This is a genomic window from Nostoc sp. UHCC 0251 (assembly GCF_034932245.1).
Taxonomy (GTDB): Bacteria; Cyanobacteriota; Cyanobacteriia; order Cyanobacteriales; family Nostocaceae; genus Nostoc.
Genome location: NZ_JAYGHD010000347.1, coordinates 1 through 21,998, shown reverse-complemented (window position 1 = coordinate 21,998; position 21,998 = coordinate 1). Strand labels below are relative to the sequence as shown.

The 21,998-nt window shown below is 41.5% G+C and carries 15 protein-coding genes; 7 read left to right on the top strand and 8 right to left on the bottom strand.

Annotated features, from left to right (window positions below):
* The first annotated feature begins 117 nt into the window (after positions 1 to 117).
* Complete coding sequence (locus tag VB740_RS29330) at positions 118 to 702, top strand: hypothetical protein (protein ID WP_323203360.1); 585 nt, start codon at positions 118 to 120, stop codon at positions 700 to 702.
* 441 nt (positions 703 to 1,143) lie between these two features.
* On the opposite strand, the gene VB740_RS29325 is transcribed toward VB740_RS29330, so the two are convergent.
* Positions 1,144 to 2,280, bottom strand: coding sequence for a cob(I)yrinic acid a,c-diamide adenosyltransferase (locus VB740_RS29325; protein WP_323203359.1), 1,137 nt, complete (start codon positions 2,278 to 2,280; stop codon positions 1,144 to 1,146).
* Between the two features lie 225 nt (positions 2,281 to 2,505).
* On the opposite strand from VB740_RS29325, the gene fraC reads away from it, so the two are divergent.
* The 3 genes from fraC (at position 2,506) to VB740_RS29310 (ending at position 5,033) form a co-directional block, all read left to right on the top strand.
* Positions 2,506 to 3,045: a filament integrity protein FraC gene (fraC, locus tag VB740_RS29320; protein ID WP_323203358.1), complete on the top strand. Its 540-nt coding sequence runs from the start codon at positions 2,506 to 2,508 to the stop codon at positions 3,043 to 3,045.
* A gap of 61 nt (positions 3,046 to 3,106) precedes the next feature.
* On the top strand, positions 3,107 to 4,114 hold the full coding sequence (gene fraD, locus VB740_RS29315) for a septal junction protein FraD (RefSeq protein WP_323203357.1): 1,008 nt from the start codon (positions 3,107 to 3,109) through the stop codon (positions 4,112 to 4,114).
* 139 nt (positions 4,115 to 4,253) lie between these two features.
* Complete coding sequence (locus VB740_RS29310; protein WP_323203356.1) at positions 4,254 to 5,033, top strand: ABC transporter permease; 780 nt, start codon at positions 4,254 to 4,256, stop codon at positions 5,031 to 5,033.
* A gap of 128 nt (positions 5,034 to 5,161) precedes the next feature.
* Here VB740_RS29310 and VB740_RS29305 read toward each other — a convergent pair whose 3' ends face one another.
* The 5 genes from VB740_RS29305 to VB740_RS29285 form a co-directional block, all read right to left on the bottom strand.
* A complete protein-coding gene (locus VB740_RS29305; protein WP_323203355.1) occupies positions 5,162 to 5,818 on the bottom strand; it encodes a pentapeptide repeat-containing protein in 657 nt (218 codons plus the stop codon).
* A 702-nt stretch (positions 5,819 to 6,520) separates the two neighbouring features.
* On the bottom strand, positions 6,521 to 8,161 hold the full coding sequence (locus tag VB740_RS29300) for an alpha/beta hydrolase (RefSeq protein WP_323203354.1): 1,641 nt from the start codon (positions 8,159 to 8,161) through the stop codon (positions 6,521 to 6,523).
* A 24-nt stretch (positions 8,162 to 8,185) separates the two neighbouring features.
* Positions 8,186 to 8,977, bottom strand: a complete 792-nt coding sequence (locus VB740_RS29295) for an alpha/beta hydrolase (RefSeq protein ID WP_323203353.1) — start codon at positions 8,975 to 8,977, stop codon at positions 8,186 to 8,188.
* Between the two features lie 162 nt (positions 8,978 to 9,139).
* Positions 9,140 to 10,369, bottom strand: a complete 1,230-nt coding sequence (locus VB740_RS29290; RefSeq protein WP_323203352.1) for a zinc-dependent alcohol dehydrogenase — start codon at positions 10,367 to 10,369, stop codon at positions 9,140 to 9,142.
* Between the two features lie 394 nt (positions 10,370 to 10,763).
* Complete coding sequence (locus tag VB740_RS29285; RefSeq protein WP_323203351.1) at positions 10,764 to 11,483, bottom strand: potassium transporter TrkG; 720 nt, start codon at positions 11,481 to 11,483, stop codon at positions 10,764 to 10,766.
* On the opposite strand from VB740_RS29285, the gene VB740_RS29280 reads away from it, so the two are divergent.
* Entirely contained in the window at positions 11,376 to 12,485 is a 1,110-nt protein-coding gene (locus VB740_RS29280; RefSeq protein ID WP_323203350.1) for a transposase, read from the top strand. The two genes, VB740_RS29285 and VB740_RS29280, sit on opposite strands and share 108 nt — an antisense overlap.
* A 203-nt stretch (positions 12,486 to 12,688) precedes the next feature.
* Here the strand turns inward: VB740_RS29280 and VB740_RS29275 are convergent, their stop codons facing one another.
* Complete coding sequence (locus VB740_RS29275; RefSeq protein WP_323203361.1) at positions 12,689 to 12,952, bottom strand: potassium transporter TrkG; 264 nt, start codon at positions 12,950 to 12,952, stop codon at positions 12,689 to 12,691.
* A 154-nt stretch (positions 12,953 to 13,106) separates the two neighbouring features.
* Positions 13,107 to 14,948, bottom strand: a complete 1,842-nt coding sequence (locus tag VB740_RS29270; RefSeq protein ID WP_323203349.1) for a ShlB/FhaC/HecB family hemolysin secretion/activation protein — start codon at positions 14,946 to 14,948, stop codon at positions 13,107 to 13,109.
* Positions 14,949 to 15,156: 208 nt separating this feature from the next.
* Here VB740_RS29270 and VB740_RS29265 point away from each other — a divergent pair, with 208 nt between their 5' ends.
* Entirely contained in the window at positions 15,157 to 20,256 is a 5,100-nt protein-coding gene (locus VB740_RS29265) for a CHAT domain-containing protein (RefSeq protein ID WP_323203348.1), read from the top strand.
* A gap of 471 nt (positions 20,257 to 20,727) precedes the next feature.
* On the top strand, positions 20,728 to 21,900 hold the full coding sequence (locus VB740_RS29260; protein WP_323203347.1) for a homospermidine biosynthesis protein: 1,173 nt from the start codon (positions 20,728 to 20,730) through the stop codon (positions 21,898 to 21,900).
* Positions 21,901 to 21,998 lie beyond the last annotated feature (98 nt).

Sequence of the window (21,998 nt, the reverse complement as noted above, 5' to 3'; positions counted from 1 at the left end):
TGCCCCTCTGCCCCTCTGCTCCATCAAACGCCTGAAGCTTGTGAGAAATACGGGTTTTATGACGGCTGGTATATTTTTTCTTGGCTTGTGCCTAAGCAATTAACTTTTGCATAATTTATGAATCTGAAAATCTTGTCGTTAGTGCAATTACAATGCCTACGATTAATGCTGCTGTTAACTTTGATATTCGGGCTGATACTAATTGTTGATGATGGTTCATCTATAGCTGCACAGAAGGTTGGGCAACCAGGATTTATAAACCCTGGAACTGCTGATATCACCTCCATTCAGCCTCAAGTGTTACAACCTTCAGTCACCGGGCTTGTGTCTACATTGTCGGATGAGGTGGAGGAATTACCATCAGATTTAATTCGCTGGTCAAGTTACTGGCAACTTTGCTGGGAAGCATATCCTGAAGCTAAAGCATACGAACTGCAAACGGTGCTTATGGAAGGCAAGTCTCCCAAGTTCAAACGACAAAGCGATCGCTGCTTTCGTATACAAGCTGCATCTAATGAAAACCAAAAATCACAAGGATTACTCAACCGTGATTTAATTTTGTTAATGCATAAAATTCAGCTTGGTTATCGAGTGCGAGCTGTCTTAGATAACAACCGCGTCAGTGAATGGTCTCAAGTAATGGCAGTTGGTGCAACTACTACCTCTGAATTGAATAGTACTAATATCCATTCGGTTGAATAGTGGAATTTTAGCTTTTAAACTCATCATGAAAAACGGGAAGATTGACAAGAGTCCCCTGAATTAGTTTGTCACACATACTGGTGTCGTTAGTGCAACATGAATGCCTAACTCAATATACAATACAAATCTGAGACAGTAATAGTTATGCTTCCCCTTGAACAATTGTTTTGTCCTTGTTGCACTCCAGCCATATTACATTTGCTGACTCAATCCGAACTGACTCAGCACATACTCCAATTAAGAACGGGGTCGGTTGCTGCGGCTATCAGAAGGAATCAAAAACAGCAGCAGCGATCTCTATCCGTAGCAAGGCAAACCCACCTAAATATTGACGAGTCTACTAGCTAAAAGTAGAATGCATCACACCTCATAAGCCCCGTAGGACTTTCAGAAAAAGAAATATTTATGTGAAACTCAATTCATACTCTTAATCAGCAACGCCTAAAAATCTACCCCTCGTTTGAGTTCTACACCTTGATTAGCATAGTGTTTGTGGCAGTAAACCTCTGAGTGAACGCTAGCCAAGTCGAAATACGCTGGTGGATTTTGACAACGGCCTGTGATGATGATTTCGGTGTCGCGGGGTTTGCGGAGTAAAGCTTGGACAATAGGTTCAACGGGGAGTAATTCTAAGTCAACGGTGGGATTTAGTTCATCAAGAATAATAGTTTTATACAACCCAGAGGCGATCGCAACTTTGGCGATTTCCCAACCCCGTTCGGCTTCTACATAATCTAATTCTTGCCGGGAATTTCGCCAGACGATCGCATCTCCACCACAGCGCTGATGATCCACTACTTCTGGATATGATTGCTGCAAGGCGGCGATCGCAGCATCTTCTGTGTAGCCACTACCACCTTTAAGCCATTGCATAATCAACACACGGGTAGATCCTGGATGATTAATTCCCCTACCAATAGCTTGTAAGGCTTTACCCAAAGCACTAGTAGACTTGCCTTTACCAGCACCAGTATAAATTTCAATCCCTTCCAGGAAGAGAGCTTTGGCTGTTGGGTGGTGATGAGGCTTCATTTCTGAGTGCAAATCTGCAATATCGAGTAACTTTTGCGGCGCAGCGCGTCCGGTGGCGATGATTTCCAACTCTTGGGGTTTGGATTTTAATGTCTTTACCACTTCATCTACTGGTAGCAAACCCAAATCCAGAACCGGGTTAATTTCATCCAAGACGACAACTGAATATAAACCACTAGCGATCGCACCTTTGGCTACATCCCAACCCCGCATCGCTTCATTTCTGTCAAAGGTAGTAATTTCTTCTGGGCCAAAAAATTCTGCTCTCCCAGTGCGAACTTGGTCAATTAAATGGGGAAAGCCGCGCTGTAAAGCTGCGATCGCACCATCTTCGTCATAATCACGTTCCGGCCCTTTTAAAAACCGCAGCAGTAAAACGCGGTTAGAATTGCTAGGCGTATTTATCCCCAAGCCAATAGAGCGCAAAACCACCCCCAAAGCCGCTTGGGACTTACCTTTACCCAGACCATCGTAGACGTGAATTTGACCAATGAGCCGTTCCTGACGCACTTGCGCCGTGCGAATACCAATACCGTTCCTTGTCATTTCTCAAAAAGCTATAACGTGGCAGTCTTTAATCTTACCTAACGTCTTGTAATCTTAGGTAGAGAAACTGCCCCTCTAGCGCTTCCGTATGATGTATTAATAATATCAACAAGGGAATACTGGCATACTAGCATAGTAAAGGACAACAACAATGGAATAATTTCCCCCATCACCCTCACTATCCCAGTTATACTCACTACAGTTAACCCTTACCCTTAACCATTTATGCCTGAAAATTGGATGCTTCCTAGAATTTTTCCTATTGGTGGAATTCTGTTTGACTTTTTATTTGTACTGATTGCCATCCCCATCGAAGCTTATGTTTTGCACAATCGACTAAAATTTGACAAAAAAACTAGCATTTTTTATGCTATCTCTATGAATCTGTTTTCTAGTGTAATTGGTTGGTTCATATTTTTTATATCAGAACCAATGCTGTCAATACAGATGAAATCAGAATTAATTAATTATATGTTTTTTAATAATTTTAAATCTGCAAATACACAAACTTTAGTCATTTTAACTGCTTGTATAATTTTCTTTGCTACTTTTATAATGAAGTTTTTCATTTTAAGAGTATTACTACTATCATTGAGTGAACCAGTTGCTACAAAGCAAGAGGAACCTCAAACATCTCAAAGGCGACGATGGCGTAGTTTCAGTAGTGCTAAATTACAGAATACAAATTTAGTGATTACTACGTTAATAGCAAATTCTTTGAGTTATAGCGCTATAACTGTTATTTTATTGTTTCGTTCAAAATAACAAATTTTACTTAATTCAAAGGAAAACTAGTGATTAATTATTAACAGGTGGAGGGATAAACATGAATACGCTACTTAAAGATGTATTTGGGGCATTTAAATTTGTTGAAGGGCTTTATGCAGGAATTAGAAGGGTATTAATTCCACCCAGAGCTTATTCTTGGCAAACATTTATTTATTTAAGTATTTTTTCTTGGGTAGTTTCATATTTTGCTATAGGTTATATTAAAGATATAATTGCCTTTTTTGGTTGGTTATTTTTAATTGCCGGCACAGCTTGGTATACCACTGAAGATCCTTTGAGGGTTCCTGGTACTTTTATGCCAGTCGGGGCAGTGATCACTGGATTTTTAGTGAGTGTTTTTGCATTTGGAAATCAAAACGACATAATTACACCAAGAACAATCGTTTTTTGGCCAACAATCTCAGCGTTAATTACGGCAATACCAGAATTTATTGAAGGAAATGATACCGATGCCAAAGCTCGAATTCCTAAACCAGAAGACCGCCAAAGAATTATAATTTTAGTTGCTAGTAGTATGCTGCTAAGTTGCTGGATTCAATTTTACTTTGTGATGGATAATTGGTTCCAACAATATCCCAGTTTACAGGCAGATACTTTTAAAAATAGTACCATTGTTGTCAGAACAGAAGAACAAGTAAAAATCCCACGAAACGGCGCTGTAATTCTAGAGAAACTTCAACCAATAGTAATAGAACAAATAGCTGCAACACCTTGGTCGGAAGTAGAGAAATGGTTGCTAGATGCCAGACAGCGGGTAGGAACTCTGGGTAGGGAAGTAATTCAAAAGAACTTGGGTAAATATGAAGAGAAGGAACTATGGCGTATTGAACCACGTGTATCTAATACTAAGTCTGGATATATATTAGATTTATTAAGTATTTGGACAGGCCCGAGTTCTAACCCACGGGGCTATTACTTGAAAAAATCTTGTCGCATTGAACCAGTTGCAGCAACTAGCAATTCAGACAATAAGATTACAGTTGCAGAAATTGAATGCGATCGCGCCAGTAAACTTATTGCTGGCTCACCACCTCCGCAGCAGTGAGGAGTGGGGGAGATGAGGGAGTGGGCAGGGGGAGCAGGGGAGGCAGGGGAGGCAGGGGGAGACAAGGGGACAAGGGGACAAGGGGACAAGGTGAAAAATGACTAATGACTAATGACCAATGACTAATGACAAATAACAAATGACTATTAACAGAATTTTTGTACTAGCAAAGAATGTGTTTCAGGAAGTGGTACGCGATCGCATCCTATATATTCTTGGTTTTTATGCGCTAATACTCGCCACTGCCTTCCGTGTACTTCCTGAATTTGCAGCTACGACTGAAGACAAAATGTTTTTAGATTTTGGGATGGCGGCGATGAATGCCATCGGGTTAATTGTGACGATATTTGTTGGTACGGGACTGATTAATAAAGAAATTGACAAACGCACTATATTGGTGTTAATTGCTAAACCTGTCAGCCGTAGCGAAATTATCATCGGCAAATACTTGGGTTTATCCGCAGTATTAGCTGTATTGGTCGCCACAATGACAGCAATTTATCTGGTATTTCTACAATTTGGTAACATTCCTCATCCAACGGTGAGCATTCTAATTGCTGCAATTTTCTTATTATTGCAGTTGTCATTAATCACCGCTGTGGCTATTACCTTCGGTGTTTTTAATGCTTCACTGCTAGCGACTGTTTTAACCTTTGCGGTCTATCTAATCGGAAATATTACTCAAGATTTAGTCCAACTTGGGCGTCTGAGCCGCAACCCTGGCATGGAACGTCTGACTCAAGGTTTGTTTCTCATCTTGCCAGATTTATCTCGATTAGATTTGAAAAATGATGCCGTTTATGGTCTACAAGCACTACCTGACACAACTGCACTGATTACAAATGCTGGCTATGGCTTACTTTATAGTGCGATGTTGTTAGCGATCGCTATTTTTATCTTCTCACAACGTGAGTTTTAGTCATTGGGCATTAGATATCTCCGAAAATGAATGTAGAGACGTTGCAATGCAACGTCTCTACAAGGGTTACAGGTAACGCATAATTAATTTCTGGAGATGTCTAATGACCAATGACTAATGACCAATAACTAATAAATCACTATCTGAGGTTGCCCAATTGTGCCATCAGGCATAATAGTATCCCGGAGCTTTGCATAAATCAGGTTTGCCTCCCAAAGGTTTGCCTTACTCAAGTTTGCCTTGGTTAAATTAGCCCATGTCAAATCCGCACCAGTTAAGTTGGCCTCAGTTAAATTAGCTTCTAGTAATTTTGCTCCACATAGCTTTGCTCCTGTGAGATTTGCTCTAACTAAATTAGCTTCAATCAGTGATGCTTCAATTAATATGGCTTCACTTAAGTCTGCTTCTCTCAAATCCACATCACATAAAGAAGCACTCCAAAGATTACTACCAGTGAATTTCGCTCGCCATAAGAAAGTTCCGCACAAATTTGACCCTGTTAAATCAGCATTAGTCAAATTAGCTTCACACAAAGATGCTTCATACAAATTAACTTCACGCAGGCTAGCTTGCATCAAATTTGCACCACTTAAATTAGCACGAGTGAGGACACAACCACACAAATTTGCATCACGCAAATCCGCACCTATGAAATTAATACCAGTTAAATCAATTCCTTTCAGGTCGATTCCACGCAAGTCACATCCACTGAAATCTCGGCGCTGAAAATATTTATTTGTGATTTGACTTAGTATAAATTCCTGTTGAGCAGCATAATTTTTCATGGTATTCACCTCTGGGTGTAATTTATCTCAAAGGTCGAACGTGATAGTTACCGTATATTGAGAGTACACCGCAAATGGAGATCAGCTCAGTAAATAATCAAAAATAAATTCCCCAAAAATCGCTAAGAACTTGAAAATGCGCTTTTTAAGTGGTTTTTAAAACAAAAAATGCTGACATAGGTCAGGAAATATTGATAAGTCAAGTAGAATTAAGTAAGTCGGTAAAAGTAACTTAAAGTATAGGAATCAGATTTTATTTTTGAATAAGGCTACGAGATAGTACAAAGGGATATAAGAATCCGATTTGATTTCTGTATCCCTTACGGGAGGCGTAGCCATACTGATTTGCGTAGGTAGGCAATAGGCAATAGGCAAAGAGAAAGAAGGCTTACTACTTGTAATGAGTTTTTTCAGAAATCAAATACTAGTCCTATATCTGTCTAATAGCGAACAATTAGTGATGCATCGCTGCAATGTCGGCTTACTCAACTGCTTCTCTAGTGGGACTTAAAGAGAAATTAAGCCTAAATGTAGCCAAAACTGGCTTTATCAGCAGCAAATACGTCACGAGGAAGGGTCAACCAAGGCTAATTGCGAGTTGCTGTATTCCTAATTAATGCTAATTATTAACCTTTGCTTTCCAAATTAATAATATTTACTACTTCTTTCATAATTATATAGGTTTATCCATCTGCGAAATCTTTATTGAAATGCTTCTTGCAGTTGTTCAAATGTCAGAGATTTTATTAAACTTAAGGGTAGTGGTTGCTGACTAATTATATTAACGTAATCTGTACTCAAATAAGGAAAGTAACTTGACTGTTCGGCAACATACGTTTCAAAGAAAGGAACAGTCAAAGCTTTAACATAACGGCGTGCTAACGCTGGACTTGAACCGATTACTTGCCTAGGTAAAGGTATGGTTGCATCTGGTGATTCCATAATAGTAGAAAAGTGTGTACCGCCATTGATGAGTGCTAAATACTTATTTGGAGTTGTTAACCAAGTAAAAGGCTGAATTTGTTCTGGTAAAGCCGGAGCAACAGTATCAGAACTACTAGATATAATCATCACTGGAATTTTTATTTTGCTGAGACTAGCTTGACCAAAAATACTGCTATTAACTGGATTAATAGCAATTACTGCTTTTATCCTTGCATCGGATAAGTTATATTGAGCATTTGGTAAATTGACCGCCAGACATTGAAGCAAAAGCGAAACATTTAACGTATCTTCTAAAGCTGGACAGTCAGTTTGCAATTGCTCAAAATTAATCTTTGCGCCTGCCAATGCTAATGCCGTATATCCACCAAATGATTGCCCTAATACACCAACTTGTCCTAAATTTAAACTTCCCCTAAATGTTGGGTTAGACTGGGATAAACGAGTCAGTTCATCTAGTAAGAACTTAATATCTAAAGGTCTATTAATTAGTTCTGTAGGATTGGTAACTCTATTTGCTGTACCTGTGAATAATGCTTGTAATTGTTGTGAATTACTGCCAGGATGTTCTGGAACAGCAACGACAAAACCATAAGAAGCCAAATGTTCAGCGAGATACGCAAAACTCGTTCTGTCAGAACCAAGTCCGTGCGAAATGACAATTATCGGACGAGGATTTTGAGTAATTGGAAGATAAATATCAGCGGGAAATATCCTCTTACGCAAGAGGTCATTAAGTATAATAGTTTGCTTTAAGAAACGAAAATTTCCGTTTTTTCCTAAGTCAATCAATGGAATACTATTAAGCGTAGAAGCTGTAGTTACCTTTTGTTGGGATTGTTGATTAATAAGTGCTACTGCATTTTGAGTTTGATTTACTAAATTCTGTAATGACTCTGCTATTGCCAAACTCTGGTCTAAGTTAATTGAAATTGCACTCGCCGGAAACTTGCGTAATACATTTAAAAGCGTAAAATTTTGTTGATCTGCGGCTGATAAAATCAGTGCTGCGCGAATTGCATAAAATCCTGATAAGTTAGATTCTGTCTGAATAATTTTCCCCAAATTCTCTAATAATCTTTCACCAATAGGTGTATAAAGAAACTGCGAAACTTCTACTTGATTTAAGGGAATGCGAGTTAGTAAAACTTTCCGTAGTTGAGCTAGTTGCTTTTTCCCTACATACTGTCTATATGCAGACAAATCGTCGTCTACTTTGCCTGTTCTAGTATAAGTTTCGAGTGAACTAATCGGGATAGAGCTTTCTAAAAGACCATAATTAAATTTTAAGCGCTCTGCACCTAAAGCTGGATAAGCAGTTAGTGTAGGCAGCAACCCTATACTAAAAATTCTCAAAGCCAATTTCAGCCAAATAGTTTGTTTATCTATAGAATGAGTCATTATGTACCACTTAAAATACTACCATTATGCAAAGATAAAATTAGCGGATAATAAAATTTGATAGAGATTAACATCCCTTTCAACTAAGCAGACATGGCCACTATGAGGTAGAGTTATTATCTGAGAATTAGGAAAAACACTACTTAAATGTTGTGCTTCGGCCTCTGAAGGTAAAAGTCGGTCATTTCTACTAGCAATTAGTAAGACAGGTTGAGTAATTTGAGATAATTTTTTTTCATCAATATCAAATTCTCTCATTAGAGATAGTCGCTGATTAGCAGTTTTTTTTGGTGCAGAACTGGTCGATTTTGAAAGACTTTGGCTAGCAGCAGGCGAAATTCGACTTAAATTAGCTAGAAAAAACAAAGATAAAAACGAAGATATTTTATAGAAGAATTGTGGTGTGTAAGGAAACAAAAGTGAACCTAAATTTAACCAAGGTACTTGATGGAATGAAGAAGCAGAATTAATTAAAATAATCTTTGTAAATAGTTGAGGGAATTTTTCTAAGACTTTGAGTGCCAAGCAACCGCCGAATGATTCTCCACAGAGATAAACAGGCGAACGCGGTATTTTTTCTAGTTCTATCTGGGTTAAAGTTACCACTCCTTCTGTCATTTCATCCCAACTTGTTAGATCATCAGGGGGAATTACAAAACAACGTACATTAAAAGCAGCTTCTAAACCTGCTGTTTCAATATACATTAATTCCTTTCCAGTCTCATCCATTCCAGGTAGAAATACTAAAAGTGGGTAATTAGGGTTAGACAGCTGGTTAGTTAAAAAATAAGGATGACTGCGAATTTTGGATGACATAAATAAACTAATTTACGTTAATAAGAGTGACAAGTTTGATAAGTTATCAAAAACTTAAGTCGTGCTCTACAACCTCATATAATCAAAAGCAAAAACTATCAGCAAGTAAGGTAACTTGCTGATATAAAATTTTCAGTTCATAACACAGTCTTGACAAAGACTCTAAACATTAGCTAAAGCTGCTCCAGGTACTAATTCTACCTTCACCCAACCTGGTTGCCGTCGGTCAAATGCCTTATATGCATCAATAACTGACATTAGTGGCTCAACTTGGGTCAAGACTTTTGTGGGGTCTACTGTGCCATTACGAACCAAATCCACTAATGTTGGAATATATTTGCGGTGATTACAATTACCCATGTTGATAGTGAGATTTTTGTTCATTGCTGTGCCGATGGGAAAGAAATTGTGGGTTGGAGGATAAACTCCAATAATCGAGAGTGTCCCAGCTTTAGCTAATGCTTGAACTGCCCATTCTAACGCTTGAGAAGGAGCATTACCCGGATGCCAATTGCCATTTTGAGGATTGGTTTTAGGGGCAATTTGTTGTAACTGCTGTTGAAATTGTTGTGCTTCTTTTTGAGCTTTTTCGGCTGCTGGGCCACTGTCAGGAGCATTAGCATCTACGCCAACTGCTTCAATCACCCTATCTACACCAATTCCCCCAGTCAGTTCGCGGATTGCTTCAATTGGGTCTTCGGCATTGTAATCGATGACTTCTGCACCCAAATCACGTGCCATCTCCAAGCGTGAGGGAATTGTATCTACTGCAATGATGCGTCCTGCACCGAACAGTCTGGCGCTGACAATTGCAAACTGTCCAACAGGACCACAACCAAAAATGGCAACAGTGTCTCCTGGTGTTATCTCTGCAATATCCGCTCCAAAATATGCTGTAGGGAAGATGTCAGACAATAGAATTGCTTGGTCGTCTGTAACTTCTTTTGGTAACTTGACTAATCCCGCATTAGCATAAGGAATCCGAGCATATTCAGCCTGCAATCCATCGAAGGGGCCAGCTGCTTCTGGGCCTCCGAAAAAAGCTGTTCCGGCGTTATGTCCGTGGGGATTGGCGTTATCACATTGAGCATGATATCCTGTACGGCAGTAGGAACAGTAGCCGCAGGCAATTGTTGAGGGAACGACAACGCGATCGCCTACCTTAAAATTCCGCACATTAGAGCCAATCTCTTCAATAATGCCAACACCTTCATGTCCCAGAATTGTGCCAGGTTTCATTCCTGTGAATGTTCCCCGAATCATGTGTAAATCTGTCCCACAAATGGCACTAGAAGTCAACCGAATAATGGCATCAGTTGGTTCTTGAATTTTAGGTTCTGGTACGTTATCTAATCGAATATCTCCAATTCCGTGAAAAACCACTGCTTTCATGGTCAATACTCCTGATTTATGACGTTTAATTTTCAGAAAAAATGAGTAAATTGTGTTTTTCGCTACTACAAAACATGGGAAAAAATTTATGCAGTCAAGTAAAAAAATTGTGTATCCGAATTATTTTCTGATGGATAAATTCAGCAGATGATTGAGTTTATTTTGGACTACATGACATATGCACTTAAAAATTATGGTATCGATATTGCTATGGTTTATTATCGTCCTCTAGAAGGATATACATTGTGAATAGCAATGTCGGATGAAGAAACTGAACGTTATGTACATAGTATTTTAGATAAGTAAAGTATCAGTGGTGAGTACTTCATCTTCTCTGGGTCGGAAGCGATCGCAATTATTGGCTCATGCCTAAATATAGCGATCGCAAAATTTTTCAATATAATTTTTTAATCTTAATTACTTGCCTCACGGGACGTAAAAAAGAAACAAACAGCACCAGCACCGGAATAATTTCCACTCGCCCCATCCACATAAACAAAATTAAAATTAATTTGCCTATCCAATGCAAGTCTGGGTTGGTAATTCCTACGCTTAAGCCTGAAGTTCCCATTGCGGAAGCCGCCTCTAAAATCACATCGGGAACTGTATATTGCGGTTCAACAATATGGAGCAAAATCAAAACTCCGACTCCTAAAAACCCTAGCCAAAGTGTTGCCAAAACTGTAGCTGTCTTAATTTGACGATGAGCTTCAAGTTCCGTAAGTTCTTGACCATCGAGTTTATACTGTATGTACTGGTCAGATTTGAGAAATATCTGCTGTAAATGCCATACTACAGTTTTATACAATGTAACAATGCGACTGAGTTTGAGTCCGCCACAGGTAGAACCAGAAGCCGCACCAAAAATCATTCCCAAACTTATCAGAAAAATGGGTTTGAAGCCCCGTGCTTCTAGCACGGCTTTACATGGTACAATGGGATGAATTATTAGACCATCCAAATGCAGACAATATCTGTAAAATGTAAGCTTCAAGTACCTGTAGAGTTGCGTTCTAAGATAGACCGCACTCTGCAAGGATTTGCTGATGCTTGTAATCAGATATATGAGATTGCAAAACGCGAGAATTGCTGGAATACTACGAAGCTTCACCATTTGGTTTACAAGCCAATTCGTGAGGTTACTGGCTTGAAGGCAAACCATGTCTGCCAAGCAATTCGTCGTGTGATTGGTAACGCTAAAGCAGTTAAGCAAGTCCACAAATTTAGACCGACATCTTTGAGTTTGGATGTGCGGACTTTTCAATATATTGAGGATTTGCAAACCGTCGGCGTTACCTTGATGTGTGGTCGAGTTAAGTTCAAGTTGAGTATTGGTAACTATCAGTTGCCATTGCTCAAAGGGCAATCCCCAACGTCTGCTACCCTCAATAAAACAAAACACGGCGACTACTACATCAATGTCTGTGTTGACCTGCCTACCAGCCCCACAGGTAAAACACCCAAGGTAATTGGAGTCGATCTTGGTAGGCGCGACATAGCCACCACCTCCACAGGTGAATCGTGGAGCGGAAAGCAGATTCAAGCCATTCGTGACCGATATAGTAAGGTCAGGTCTAATGTTCAATCCAAACGCACTCGCAGTTCTAGACGACTGTTGAGAAGGCTTTCTGGGAGAGAACAAAGGTTTCAGAAATGGTTGAATCACAATATTTCGGATCTTCTTGTTCAGAGCGCAAAACTTGCCAATGCAGCATTGTCCTTTGAGGATTTGACTAACATTAGACAATCTTTGAACCAAAAACCAAGGAGCAAGGTTGAACGCCGAAGAACTAATAATTGGGCGTTCTATCAGTTGCGTTTGTTTGTTGAGTATAAGGCGAATATTGCTGGAGTAAGAGTGGTATTTGTTCCACCTGCCTACACGAGTCAAACCTGTTCCCGATGCGGACATATTCACCCAATTAAGGGTAAATCGTATCGCAACGGCAAGAGTTTTAAATGTGGGCATTGTGGATTTGAACATGATGCTGATATAAACGCGGCTAATAATATTGCTGCTTTGGGGGCTTCTGTAAGCAGTCCCGAAAGTCCGGGGATGAGTTGTCAATTGCAGGGGCAAATGTCTCTGTTTCCGATGATTCAAATCTGTGGCTAAAGCCTCGCACCTTTAGGTCGAGGTAAGCTTACCAGTAATCTAGCGCTGGGACTCCAATTCTGGATTTTAACTGTATTAAAACCACAGGTTGTTAAGGCTGAAACCCATTGAAATACGCTGTCGAGCCAGCTAAGTGAGCCTGTAAACGAGTAATGTACAACTAGCAATAATATTGTTCCCAATCCCAGTAATAGCCATAGCGCTCAATGTTGAGGATCTCTCCAAAGAATAGATAGTTGGCGCTGACTGAGAAATTGTGCATGTACCGAAAAGCTAATTGCACCTGTAATCATAATTGCGATCGCAGCTAACTGTAAAATTGGTGCATACACAGTCAAGCTCTCGCCCGTAATTGTAAAACCACCCATAGAAATGCCAGTTATGGCGTGATTGAGAGCTTCCCACCAAGGCATACCCAATAACCTTAACAGCAGCACACTCAATACTGTAGACAGCACGTAAGCAATAATTTCATCAAACCGACGAATAAATAATAGTATTGTTACTTTTGGGAAAATATTTTTGGTTCTTCAGTAGCTGTTATGCCAAACTGTTAATTATAGCATCCAGCGAATAAACATCAGGGAATCAAATCGGATTCCTATATGACGCATCGATTTCCTAGGGTTGATAACGAAGGTTAAAGTAAAAGCCATCATCCTGGGCGTTATTACCGCGATCGCTCAGATCAATAAATGGAAATCCATAATCAAGCCGCAAAAATAGATTATCAATTCCCATTGCCTGATTCCATAATAATCCTAAGCCTGCGCCCACCAGAAAAGTTTGATTGGGTAGCGGATTGGGATTATCAGACTGATTCCAGACGGCTCCCATGTCTAGAAATGGCGCGAGTTGAATCGTGGATAATCCAGATTTATCGCGCTGGACTGTGAACCGATCTTCGATCGCTACACGAAATCCATTATCCCCAGAGCGGATATTTTGGCGATATCCCCTGACAGACTGTCCACCGCCAATGACAAATTGCTGGGAAGGTAAAAGGCTATCTGGTGTTAGTTGTAAGTCTGCTTGGATGAGCAACAGATGATCGTCACTGAGTTGCTGCACGCGCTGTACTTGACCCAACCAACTGAAAAAGCGACCATCAGGTATGGGATCATTGTTGATAGTTGCATCTAATATATCAATGCCAAAACTAAACTGCGATCGCAAAAACCAGGCTCCTTGAGGTTCGCGCCTAATATAATCTTGACCAAATTTAATTACACTGGTGCGGCTAACGCCATTGGCATCAGGCCCAATGCCAAAGGGGGTTGCAAGGTTATTGAAAAGGAAGGTTTGACCATCTTGATAGGTAAATCCCAAGGATAGGGCAAATTCTTCTCTTGGCGATCGCAGCAATGGTTGCCGATAATTAATTTCATAAAGATCCTGGTTTGCCCGAATATCAAACACATCAAAGGGTGACTCAGTGATTTCGTTGCGATTAAATGCTGCTCTCAGCTGCACCTTGCCGTTCATGGCATTAACAGGAACTTGATAGCTAAAATCAAATACATCGGAACCACCAGAGAGCGTGTGATAATAGGAGCCTGCTAACTCATCTCCCATACCAGTTAAATTGCGCGATCGTAATTCAACACCCAATCTTTCCGCCCCAATACTCGGAGGCGAATAATTATCTACACCCAAGCTACCAGTTAAAGAGTTTGCCTCTTCAACTCTGACAATCAGAATACTTTGACCAACCTTACCCGTTGGGCGCAGACTTGCTTCCACATTTGTAAATAGGGGATCAAGTCGCAACAGTTTCAGTTGGTCTTCGAGCTTACCAGTATTCAGAGGGACACCAGCACCTAATTGGATGCGACTACGAATATAAGATGGATTTAATCGCCGTGTCCCTTCGATATCAATCTCTGCCAAACGCCCTTCTATCACCCGAATTACCACAACACCATCGGCGGTACTAGCTTGTTGAGTGTCTGGAATCGCTCTGGAATTTATATAGCCTTTATTTAGGTAAAGCTGGGTAATAGCATCTGCGGCTTGTCTGATTTCTTCTAAAGTCAAGTCCCGTTCTTCAAAGGGTTTGACAACTGGATTAAAGTCATTTTCAGTAAAAACTGTGCTATCTAAGACCTGGATTTTGCGAACCCGAATGCGTTGTGGTGTTTCTGTTTGTGTAGGGGATAATTCAGGGTTTGGTTCTGATTGATTGGGGTCAGTTGCCGGGGAAATTTCTGTTTCCTGTACTATTTGTAACTGTTGATTACTATTTTCAGCCGGGTTTGGTGTAGAGATATCGGCTGTAGCTCTAAGTCCATTAGCTGTTACAATCCAGACCGCAGGCAGAATTAGCAAGCCACACTTGAAACCGAAACTATGCTTACTCCATTGACTAATTGCCAGATGCCAAGTGTTCAACTGATGAGATAGATAGACAATTTTTTGCTGAGTCGTTGCTCCAGACTTAACATGAGTTTTTGTTCCTGTCATTTCTTTTCGGTGGTGTGCCTGATTTTACGACATGGCTGATTTCAATTTTTGAGTATGCTATAGGTGCATGGGTATTTGAATATCATATTTTTGACATGCAAATTTAAGACAATTTGTAACTAAAAGATAATAAATAGCAATCATTCCCTAAGTGAAAGCCCTTAACATTATATTGTGGTAGGCACGTAGAAAACTTGGGATTACTTCGATGTCACCACTGATTTCCATAGTCATCGTCAATTACAACCGGGAGTCTTACCTTCAAGAAGCGATCGCCAGCGTTTTAGCGCAGACATGGCAAAACTTGGAACTGCTGATTTGGGATGATGGCTCTACAGATGGCTCAGTGGCGATCGCTAACGCTTATGCTCAACAAGATGAACGAGTGCGGGTAGTCCAAGCACACCATCAAGGAATTGCTGCGAGTTGTAAGGCAGCAATCGGCCAAACTAGTGGCACTTACATTGGTATAGTAGACAGTGATGATATTCTTGCCCCTACCGCCCTTGCCCAAACCGCTACAGTTCTCAACCGCCACCCAGAAGCAGGATTTGTTTACACCGACTACTTAAATATTGATCGAGATGGCAAAGTTCTCAGCTACGGTCATCGTTGTGACATTCCTTACTCTCAAGAAGCTCTGTTGGTGGACTTCATGACTTTCCACTTCCGCCTAATGCGCCGTTCAGTTTACGAACAGGTGGGAGGTGTTAACGAATCTTTCTCTGGCTGTGCCTATGATTATGAACTATGTCTGCGACTTTCAGAAGTAGCCCAGGTGCGCCGAGTTCAAGACCCACTCTACCTTTACCGGATTCATTCCCAAAGCATGTCTGTTATCAGAAGAACAGAACAAATACTCTGGTCACAGAAGGCGATCGCTCAAGCACTTTGGCGGCGCGGATTAGCAAATAAGTTACAAATTGATGTAGAATTACCCGCAGGTCGCTTCATATTACGGCGCAAAAAACCTCTACTGCCTAGCATTGCCGCTTCAGTGTTAGTTATTGCCTCGTTGGTAAGTCCCAGATTAGCCCAAGCGCAACAAATTGTCCCTGCTACCGATGGAACAAACACAATTGTTACACCCAACGGCAATCGACTTGATATCACTGGCGGCACAACTTCTGGAGATGGTGCAAACCTCTTTCATAGCTTTCAACAATTTGGGATTTCACCAGAACAAATCGCCAACTTTCAAGCTAGTCCGGCGTTGCAAAATATTCTTGGTCGAATTACAGGTGGGAATGCCTCTATTATTAATGGCTTAATTCAGGTAACAGGTGGCAATCCTAACCTTTTCTTGATGAATCCAGCCGGATTTATTTTTGGAGCAAACGCCAGTTTAAATGTGCCTAGTGCTTTCACGGCGACAACAGCCAATGGGATTGGTTTTGGCAGTAGTTGGTTCAATGCTATCGGTGTTAATGACTACACTACTTTAGTTGGAAACCCCAATGGGTTTGCTTTTAGTACGAACCAGCCAGGAGCGATCGCAAATACTGGAAATTTGGCAGTAGGGACTGGGCAGAATTTGAACTTATTGGGCGGTACTGTGGTTAACACCGGGCAAATTTCAGCACCGGGAGGGCAGATTTCTATCACATCCGTACCAGGACAAAATTGGGTGCGTCTCAGTCAGCCAGGAAATCTGTTGAGTCTAGAAATTCAGCCCCTCGCCTCTAGTAGCAAACAACCCAATAACTGGACAATTCCCATTGCATCTTTACCGGAATTGCTCACAGCTGGTAACACTGGGCTAACTGCTAATCCTGATGGGACTGTAAAATTGACAAGCTCTAACGTTACGATTCCCACAACTCCAGGTACAACGATTGTTTCGGGCATTGTGGATATATCGAGTCAGAAAGTGGGTACAGTAACTGCTTTGGGTAAACGAGTTGGGGTGATTAATGGTAATATTAACGCCTCTGGAAGCAATGGCGGCGGCACTGTGCTAATTGGCGGTGATTATCAAGGTAAAGGGACTTTACCCAATGCCGATCAGACTTATGTTGACTCAAATTCCGTCATTAATGCCGATAGCAAATTGAATGGAAACGGAGGACGCGTTATTGTTTGGGGTAACGACACAACTCAGTTTTTTGGTAACATTTCGGTTCGCGGAGGAGCAAATGCCGGGAATGGTGGTTTTGTAGAAGTATCAGGCAAAAACTTCTTAACCTTCAACGGTTTGGTAGATACTTCCGCCGCCAATGGTAGCTTTGGCACTTTATTAATAGACCCCAGCACATTAACTATTATCGATGGTGGAGTAGGAACTTTTGATGCTACCGCTGGCAATATTGCTTTTGGTGATGCAGATATTGGGGCTAATACAATTTCATGGGGTGCGATCGCAGCATCCGGTGCAAATATCAACTTACAAGCCACAGGCGATATTACCATTAATGACATCATCGGAGCGACACCCCTAGTAACAACAGATGGTGTTGCTACATTAAGCTTGGGTACTGGCGGTAGCTTCAGCCTCTTTTCACAAAGCGGTTCTGTAAATTTTGTTGACCCTACCAACACAATTGAGACTAAGGGAGGAGCAATAAACATTTCTGGAGCCAGTTTATCGCTAGGGAATCTAAATACAACTAATGATTTTTCTGGCAATAGTGGCAACGTCAACTTGTCTGCGATTGGCGATATCATCGCGGGTGACATTATCACCAGTGGTCTGGGCTATTTAGGGGCTAATATTACAGCCCAAAGTACCAGTGGTGGGATTACTCTAAATAATCTTGGTACTAGCAATACTGAAGGGTTTCTTACTAATAATACGGCTGGAACAGTAAGCTTGAGTGCCGCAGGTAATATCGTTACAGGTACAATTGATTCCTTTTCAAATGGTGCGAATAGATCAGGTACGGGTGGCAATGTAGTGGCAACAACTACAGGCGGCAGCATTACCACCGGGGCAATTAACTCGTATGTATTCAAGGAATCAGGTGGCAATTTTACCGGCACGGCTGGCACAGTCACCTTAACTGCTACAGACAATATCACCGTTAATGGTGCTATTGATGCCTCAGCAACCGCCATTGCAGTAGATGGTGATGCAAGCGTTACAGGGAGCAGCGTTACTTTACAGACTACCAATACTGCTGGTAGCACAATTCGTTTTAGCAGCATCGATACTAGGGGTGCAACAAATATTGGTGATGCAAACGCTGTCAAAAGTGGTAATGTGCAAGTGCTAACAAACGGTTTGGTTCAAGGAACAGGCATAACTTTTACAGGTGAGACGATCGCTACCGCAGGCATTTTTCTTAACAATCCCGATGTGAGACAAGTTGATCAAGAAGTTTATACTCTTCCTGCGATCGTTGAACCTTTGGTGATTGTTGATAGCTTTGCACCTCCCGTAGGAGGTACTGTCACAATTCGACATGATGGCGGCCCAAATAATGTGCCATTTATCGTAGGTGATGCGACAAGTGTCAATAGCACAGCCGGAACAATTGATGCAGGAGGGAGTTCAATCATCCCTTCTCGGAACTTTCCAGTTTTGCCTAATGGTGGAGATGCTAGCGGCACTCCAGCAGGCATCACCATTACTTCCGTCAACACCCCACCTACATTAACGGCAAACTCATTGCTACCCGATACCCAGACAAATCAGCCAGTGAGCTTAACATTCGGCAGTTTGTCCGCCTTGGTTACGGATGCTAATAATGACATTACTTCCATCCGGGTTGATGCAGTAAATACGGGAAATCTGACTGTTAATGGCGCTCCTGTTACCCCTGGTGTGACTACCTTATCTAGCGGCGATACTTTAACATACACACCTCCGGCAGATACTAATGGGTCACTCAATGCCTTTACCATCAGTGCAAGCGATGGTGTATCCTCTTCAGCACTAACACAAATCGGAATCAACATCACTGTGCCGGTTGTGCCAGATGAGCCGGTTGTATCTGAGCAGCCAGATGAGCCGGATGTTCCCCCCTGCACATTCCAGTGCAATTCACCAAGTCAACCGAATAACCCTGGGCCCAATAATCCTAATATTGATAAACCCGTTATTAATACCGATCCCACTCTCGAAGGCGATTTCACAGATGATTTTGCCGACCATTTAGGCATCCCTACGCCTAGAATCAAAACACTAGATGATGCTAAAGAAATTGCTCGAAAAATTGAAGAAGCTACTGGTGTGAAACCTGCATTTATCTACACCAGTTTTGTCCCTGTGGAGATTCTACCAGAGAGAACTAAACAGTTGAATACCATAGCAGAGCAGGGTAGCGACCAACTGGAACTAGTGGTAGTAACTGGAAAAGGTGATCCTATCCGTAAGCGCATAAGAGAAACGACTAGAGCCAAAGTTCTCCAAGTAGCTCAGGAATTTCGTGAGCAAATCGTTAGTCCACAAAACCGTCGCCGCACTGGTTATTTGCGTTCATCTCAACAACTTTATCGCTGGATTATTGCACCACTAGAAGCAGATTTACAGGCAAGAGAAATCAACAATCTGGTCTTTTTACCAGACATCGGTTTACGTTCAACCCCAATGGCAGCACTTCACGATGGTAAGGGGTTTCTAGTAGAAAAATACAGCATTGGCTTGATGCCAAGTCTTAGCTTGACTAACACCCTCTATAAAGACATTAAAAAATCTCAAATCCTAGCATTAGGGGTTTCTCAGAGTACTCAGGGACAAGAACCTTTACCAGCAGTCCCCCTTGAATTATCAATATTAGTGTCTAAACTCTGGCAGGGCAAATTATTGTTAGACAAGCAAGCCACCTTAGAAAATCTCAAAACTATCCGCCGCCAAGAACCTTTTGGGATTATTCACATGGCAACTCATGCCGATTTTGCTCCTGGCACTTTAAGTAATTCCTATATTCAACTGTGGGAGGACAAGTTACGCTTGAACCAACTACGACAGTTGCGCTTGAATGAACCCCAAGTTGAAATGCTGGTGCTGAGTGCTTGTAGAACAGCCTTAGGGGATGAAGAGTCCGAACTGGGATTTGCGGGTTTAGCGGTACTGGCAGGTGTCAAAACTACTGTTGCCAGTCTTTGGTCGGTCAACGATGCTGGTACCGCAGCGTTGATGACGAAATTTTATGATAATTTGAGGACAGCTTCTATTAAGGCAGAAGCTTTAAGACTTGCTCAAGTAGGTATGGTAAAAGGGCAGATTTACGTAAAAAATGGTCAAATACAAGGTTTGGGAGTAGCAGGGAGCCTGCCTTTACCTGCTGATAGTGTTGATGAAAGCGATCAATTACTTACCCATCCTTATTATTGGGCTGGATTCACAATGGTTGGCAATCCCTGGTAAAGTGGCAAGAGTGATTCTACTATCACCCTTTTACCCTTTCCGTCTGCCGATTTTGGTTTTTATCCGAATGATACCGGGAATTATAGCAAGGGACTGGGGACTGGGGACTGGAGACTGGGTGAAAAGTCTTTTTGTGTCTAAGTTTTATTATCTGTTGATGTCCTAATCACCAAGGCTTTTGCTATAAGAATAGATGCCTTAGTGAAGAAATGGCTGTAATCCTTGTGTGGTAGGGTGTGAGATAGACTTGGAATAGTACTTGGAGTTTATACGGTATAAAGGAATATGTGAGCATTTATTGAGCATTAATAATGAGTATTAATTTATACTTATTATTAATATTTAAATACTAAAAATAAATATAGTATTTGAGCATTAAGTGAGCACTTTTTAGGATTTCTAAGCTAAAGGTATTGAAATAGCGTTGAATAAATATTAGATTCGGCGTGTTTACTGTTCGGGAGTGCCAAAATGTCTAAACAGCTGGGTCAAAAAATCGCACCCACACCTATATCAAATGATATCAATGTGGTGGATTTGATCGATCAATACTTCACGGCCTACAACTCAGCGCGGTTGCGGGAAATCTGCCAACTTCTGAGTCGTGATGTGCTAACGGAAGGTGTCACGGTGGGAGTTAGCCTTTCCGGTGCGATGACACCGGCAGGATTCGGGGTTTCAGCGCTTGCACCTTTAATTCGCAACGGCTTTATTGACTGGATGATTAGCACTGGTGCAAATCTTTACCATGATATGCACTACGGTTTAGGCTTTGAACTTTTTGCTGGTAATCCATTTTTGGATGATGTGAAACTGCGCCAAGAAGGCACTATTCGCATTTATGACATTATCTTTGGTTACGACGTACTACTAGAAACTGATGCGTTCATCCGTAAGATTTTGCAAGGGGAAGCGTTTCAGAAGCGCATGGGAACTGCTGAGTTTCATCATTTACTGGGTAAGTATGTTCGAGAAGTAGAAAAGCAGTTGGGTGTGCAGCATTCCTGCTTGCTTGCTACAGCTTATGAGTATGGCGTGCCTATATATACGTCTTCTCCAGGAGATAGCTCAATTGGGATGAACGTGGCGGCTTTAGCTTTGGAAGGTTCGCAGTTGGTGATAGATCCATCAATTGACGTAAATGAAACGGCTGCGATCGCATATAATGCCCGTGAGTCGGGTGGTAAAAGTGCGGCCGTAATCCTCGGTGGCGGTAGTCCCAAAAACTTTTTGCTACAAACCCAACCGCAACTTCACGAAGTATTAGGACTAGAAGAACGAGGACACGATTACTTTGTACAGTTTACCGATGCGCGTCCAGATACGGGCGGTTTATCTGGAGCAACCCCATCGGAAGCGGTCAGTTGGGGTAAAATTGACCCGGAAGAGTTACCTAACACAATTGTTTGTTATACCGATAGTACGATCGCTCTACCATTGGTGACAGCATACGTTTTGAACAAGTGCCAGCCTCGTCCTCTGAAGCGTGTGTACGACAGACGAGAAGCCATTTTGGAGAAGCTGCAAAAAGACTATCTAGCAGCCAAAACCCAACCATCAGATCAAGTTCCCACAGCAGTGGCTGAAAGTGCCCAAAAGCAAACAGCGACTTATCCTTGTGGGCGGCTGATTCCGAATACGTAGGGAGCAGGGGAGGCAGGGGGAGATGAGGGACAGGGGAAAAGGTTAAAGGGTAAAGGGTAAAGGGATAAATTTAACCTTTCCCCTTACCCCTTTCCCTT

Excerpts from the sequence above, each read along its gene's own strand:
- VB740_RS29325 (WP_323203359.1), bottom strand. The coding sequence starts at position 2,280 with ATGACAAGGAACGGTATTGGTATTCGCACGGCGCAAGTGCGTCAGGAA.
- VB740_RS29310 (WP_323203356.1), top strand. The coding sequence starts at position 4,254 with ATGACTATTAACAGAATTTTTGTACTAGCAAAGAATGTGTTTCAGGAA.
- VB740_RS29305 (WP_323203355.1), bottom strand. The coding sequence starts at position 5,818 with ATGAAAAATTATGCTGCTCAACAGGAATTTATACTAAGTCAAATCACA.
- fraC (WP_323203358.1), top strand. The coding sequence starts at position 2,506 with ATGCCTGAAAATTGGATGCTTCCTAGAATTTTTCCTATTGGTGGAATT.
- fraD (WP_323203357.1), top strand. The coding sequence starts at position 3,107 with ATGAATACGCTACTTAAAGATGTATTTGGGGCATTTAAATTTGTTGAA.
- VB740_RS29260 (WP_323203347.1), top strand. The coding sequence starts at position 20,728 with ATGTCTAAACAGCTGGGTCAAAAAATCGCACCCACACCTATATCAAAT.
- VB740_RS29290 (WP_323203352.1), bottom strand. The coding sequence starts at position 10,369 with ATGAAAGCAGTGGTTTTTCACGGAATTGGAGATATTCGATTAGATAAC.
- VB740_RS29295 (WP_323203353.1), bottom strand. The coding sequence starts at position 8,977 with ATGTCATCCAAAATTCGCAGTCATCCTTATTTTTTAACTAACCAGCTG.
- VB740_RS29270 (WP_323203349.1), bottom strand. The coding sequence starts at position 14,948 with ATGACAGGAACAAAAACTCATGTTAAGTCTGGAGCAACGACTCAGCAA.
- VB740_RS29265 (WP_323203348.1), top strand. The coding sequence starts at position 15,157 with ATGTCACCACTGATTTCCATAGTCATCGTCAATTACAACCGGGAGTCT.
- VB740_RS29285 (WP_323203351.1), bottom strand. The coding sequence starts at position 11,483 with ATGGTGAAGCTTCGTAGTATTCCAGCAATTCTCGCGTTTTGCAATCTC.
- VB740_RS29330 (WP_323203360.1), top strand. The coding sequence starts at position 118 with ATGAATCTGAAAATCTTGTCGTTAGTGCAATTACAATGCCTACGATTA.
- VB740_RS29300 (WP_323203354.1), bottom strand. The coding sequence starts at position 8,161 with ATGACTCATTCTATAGATAAACAAACTATTTGGCTGAAATTGGCTTTG.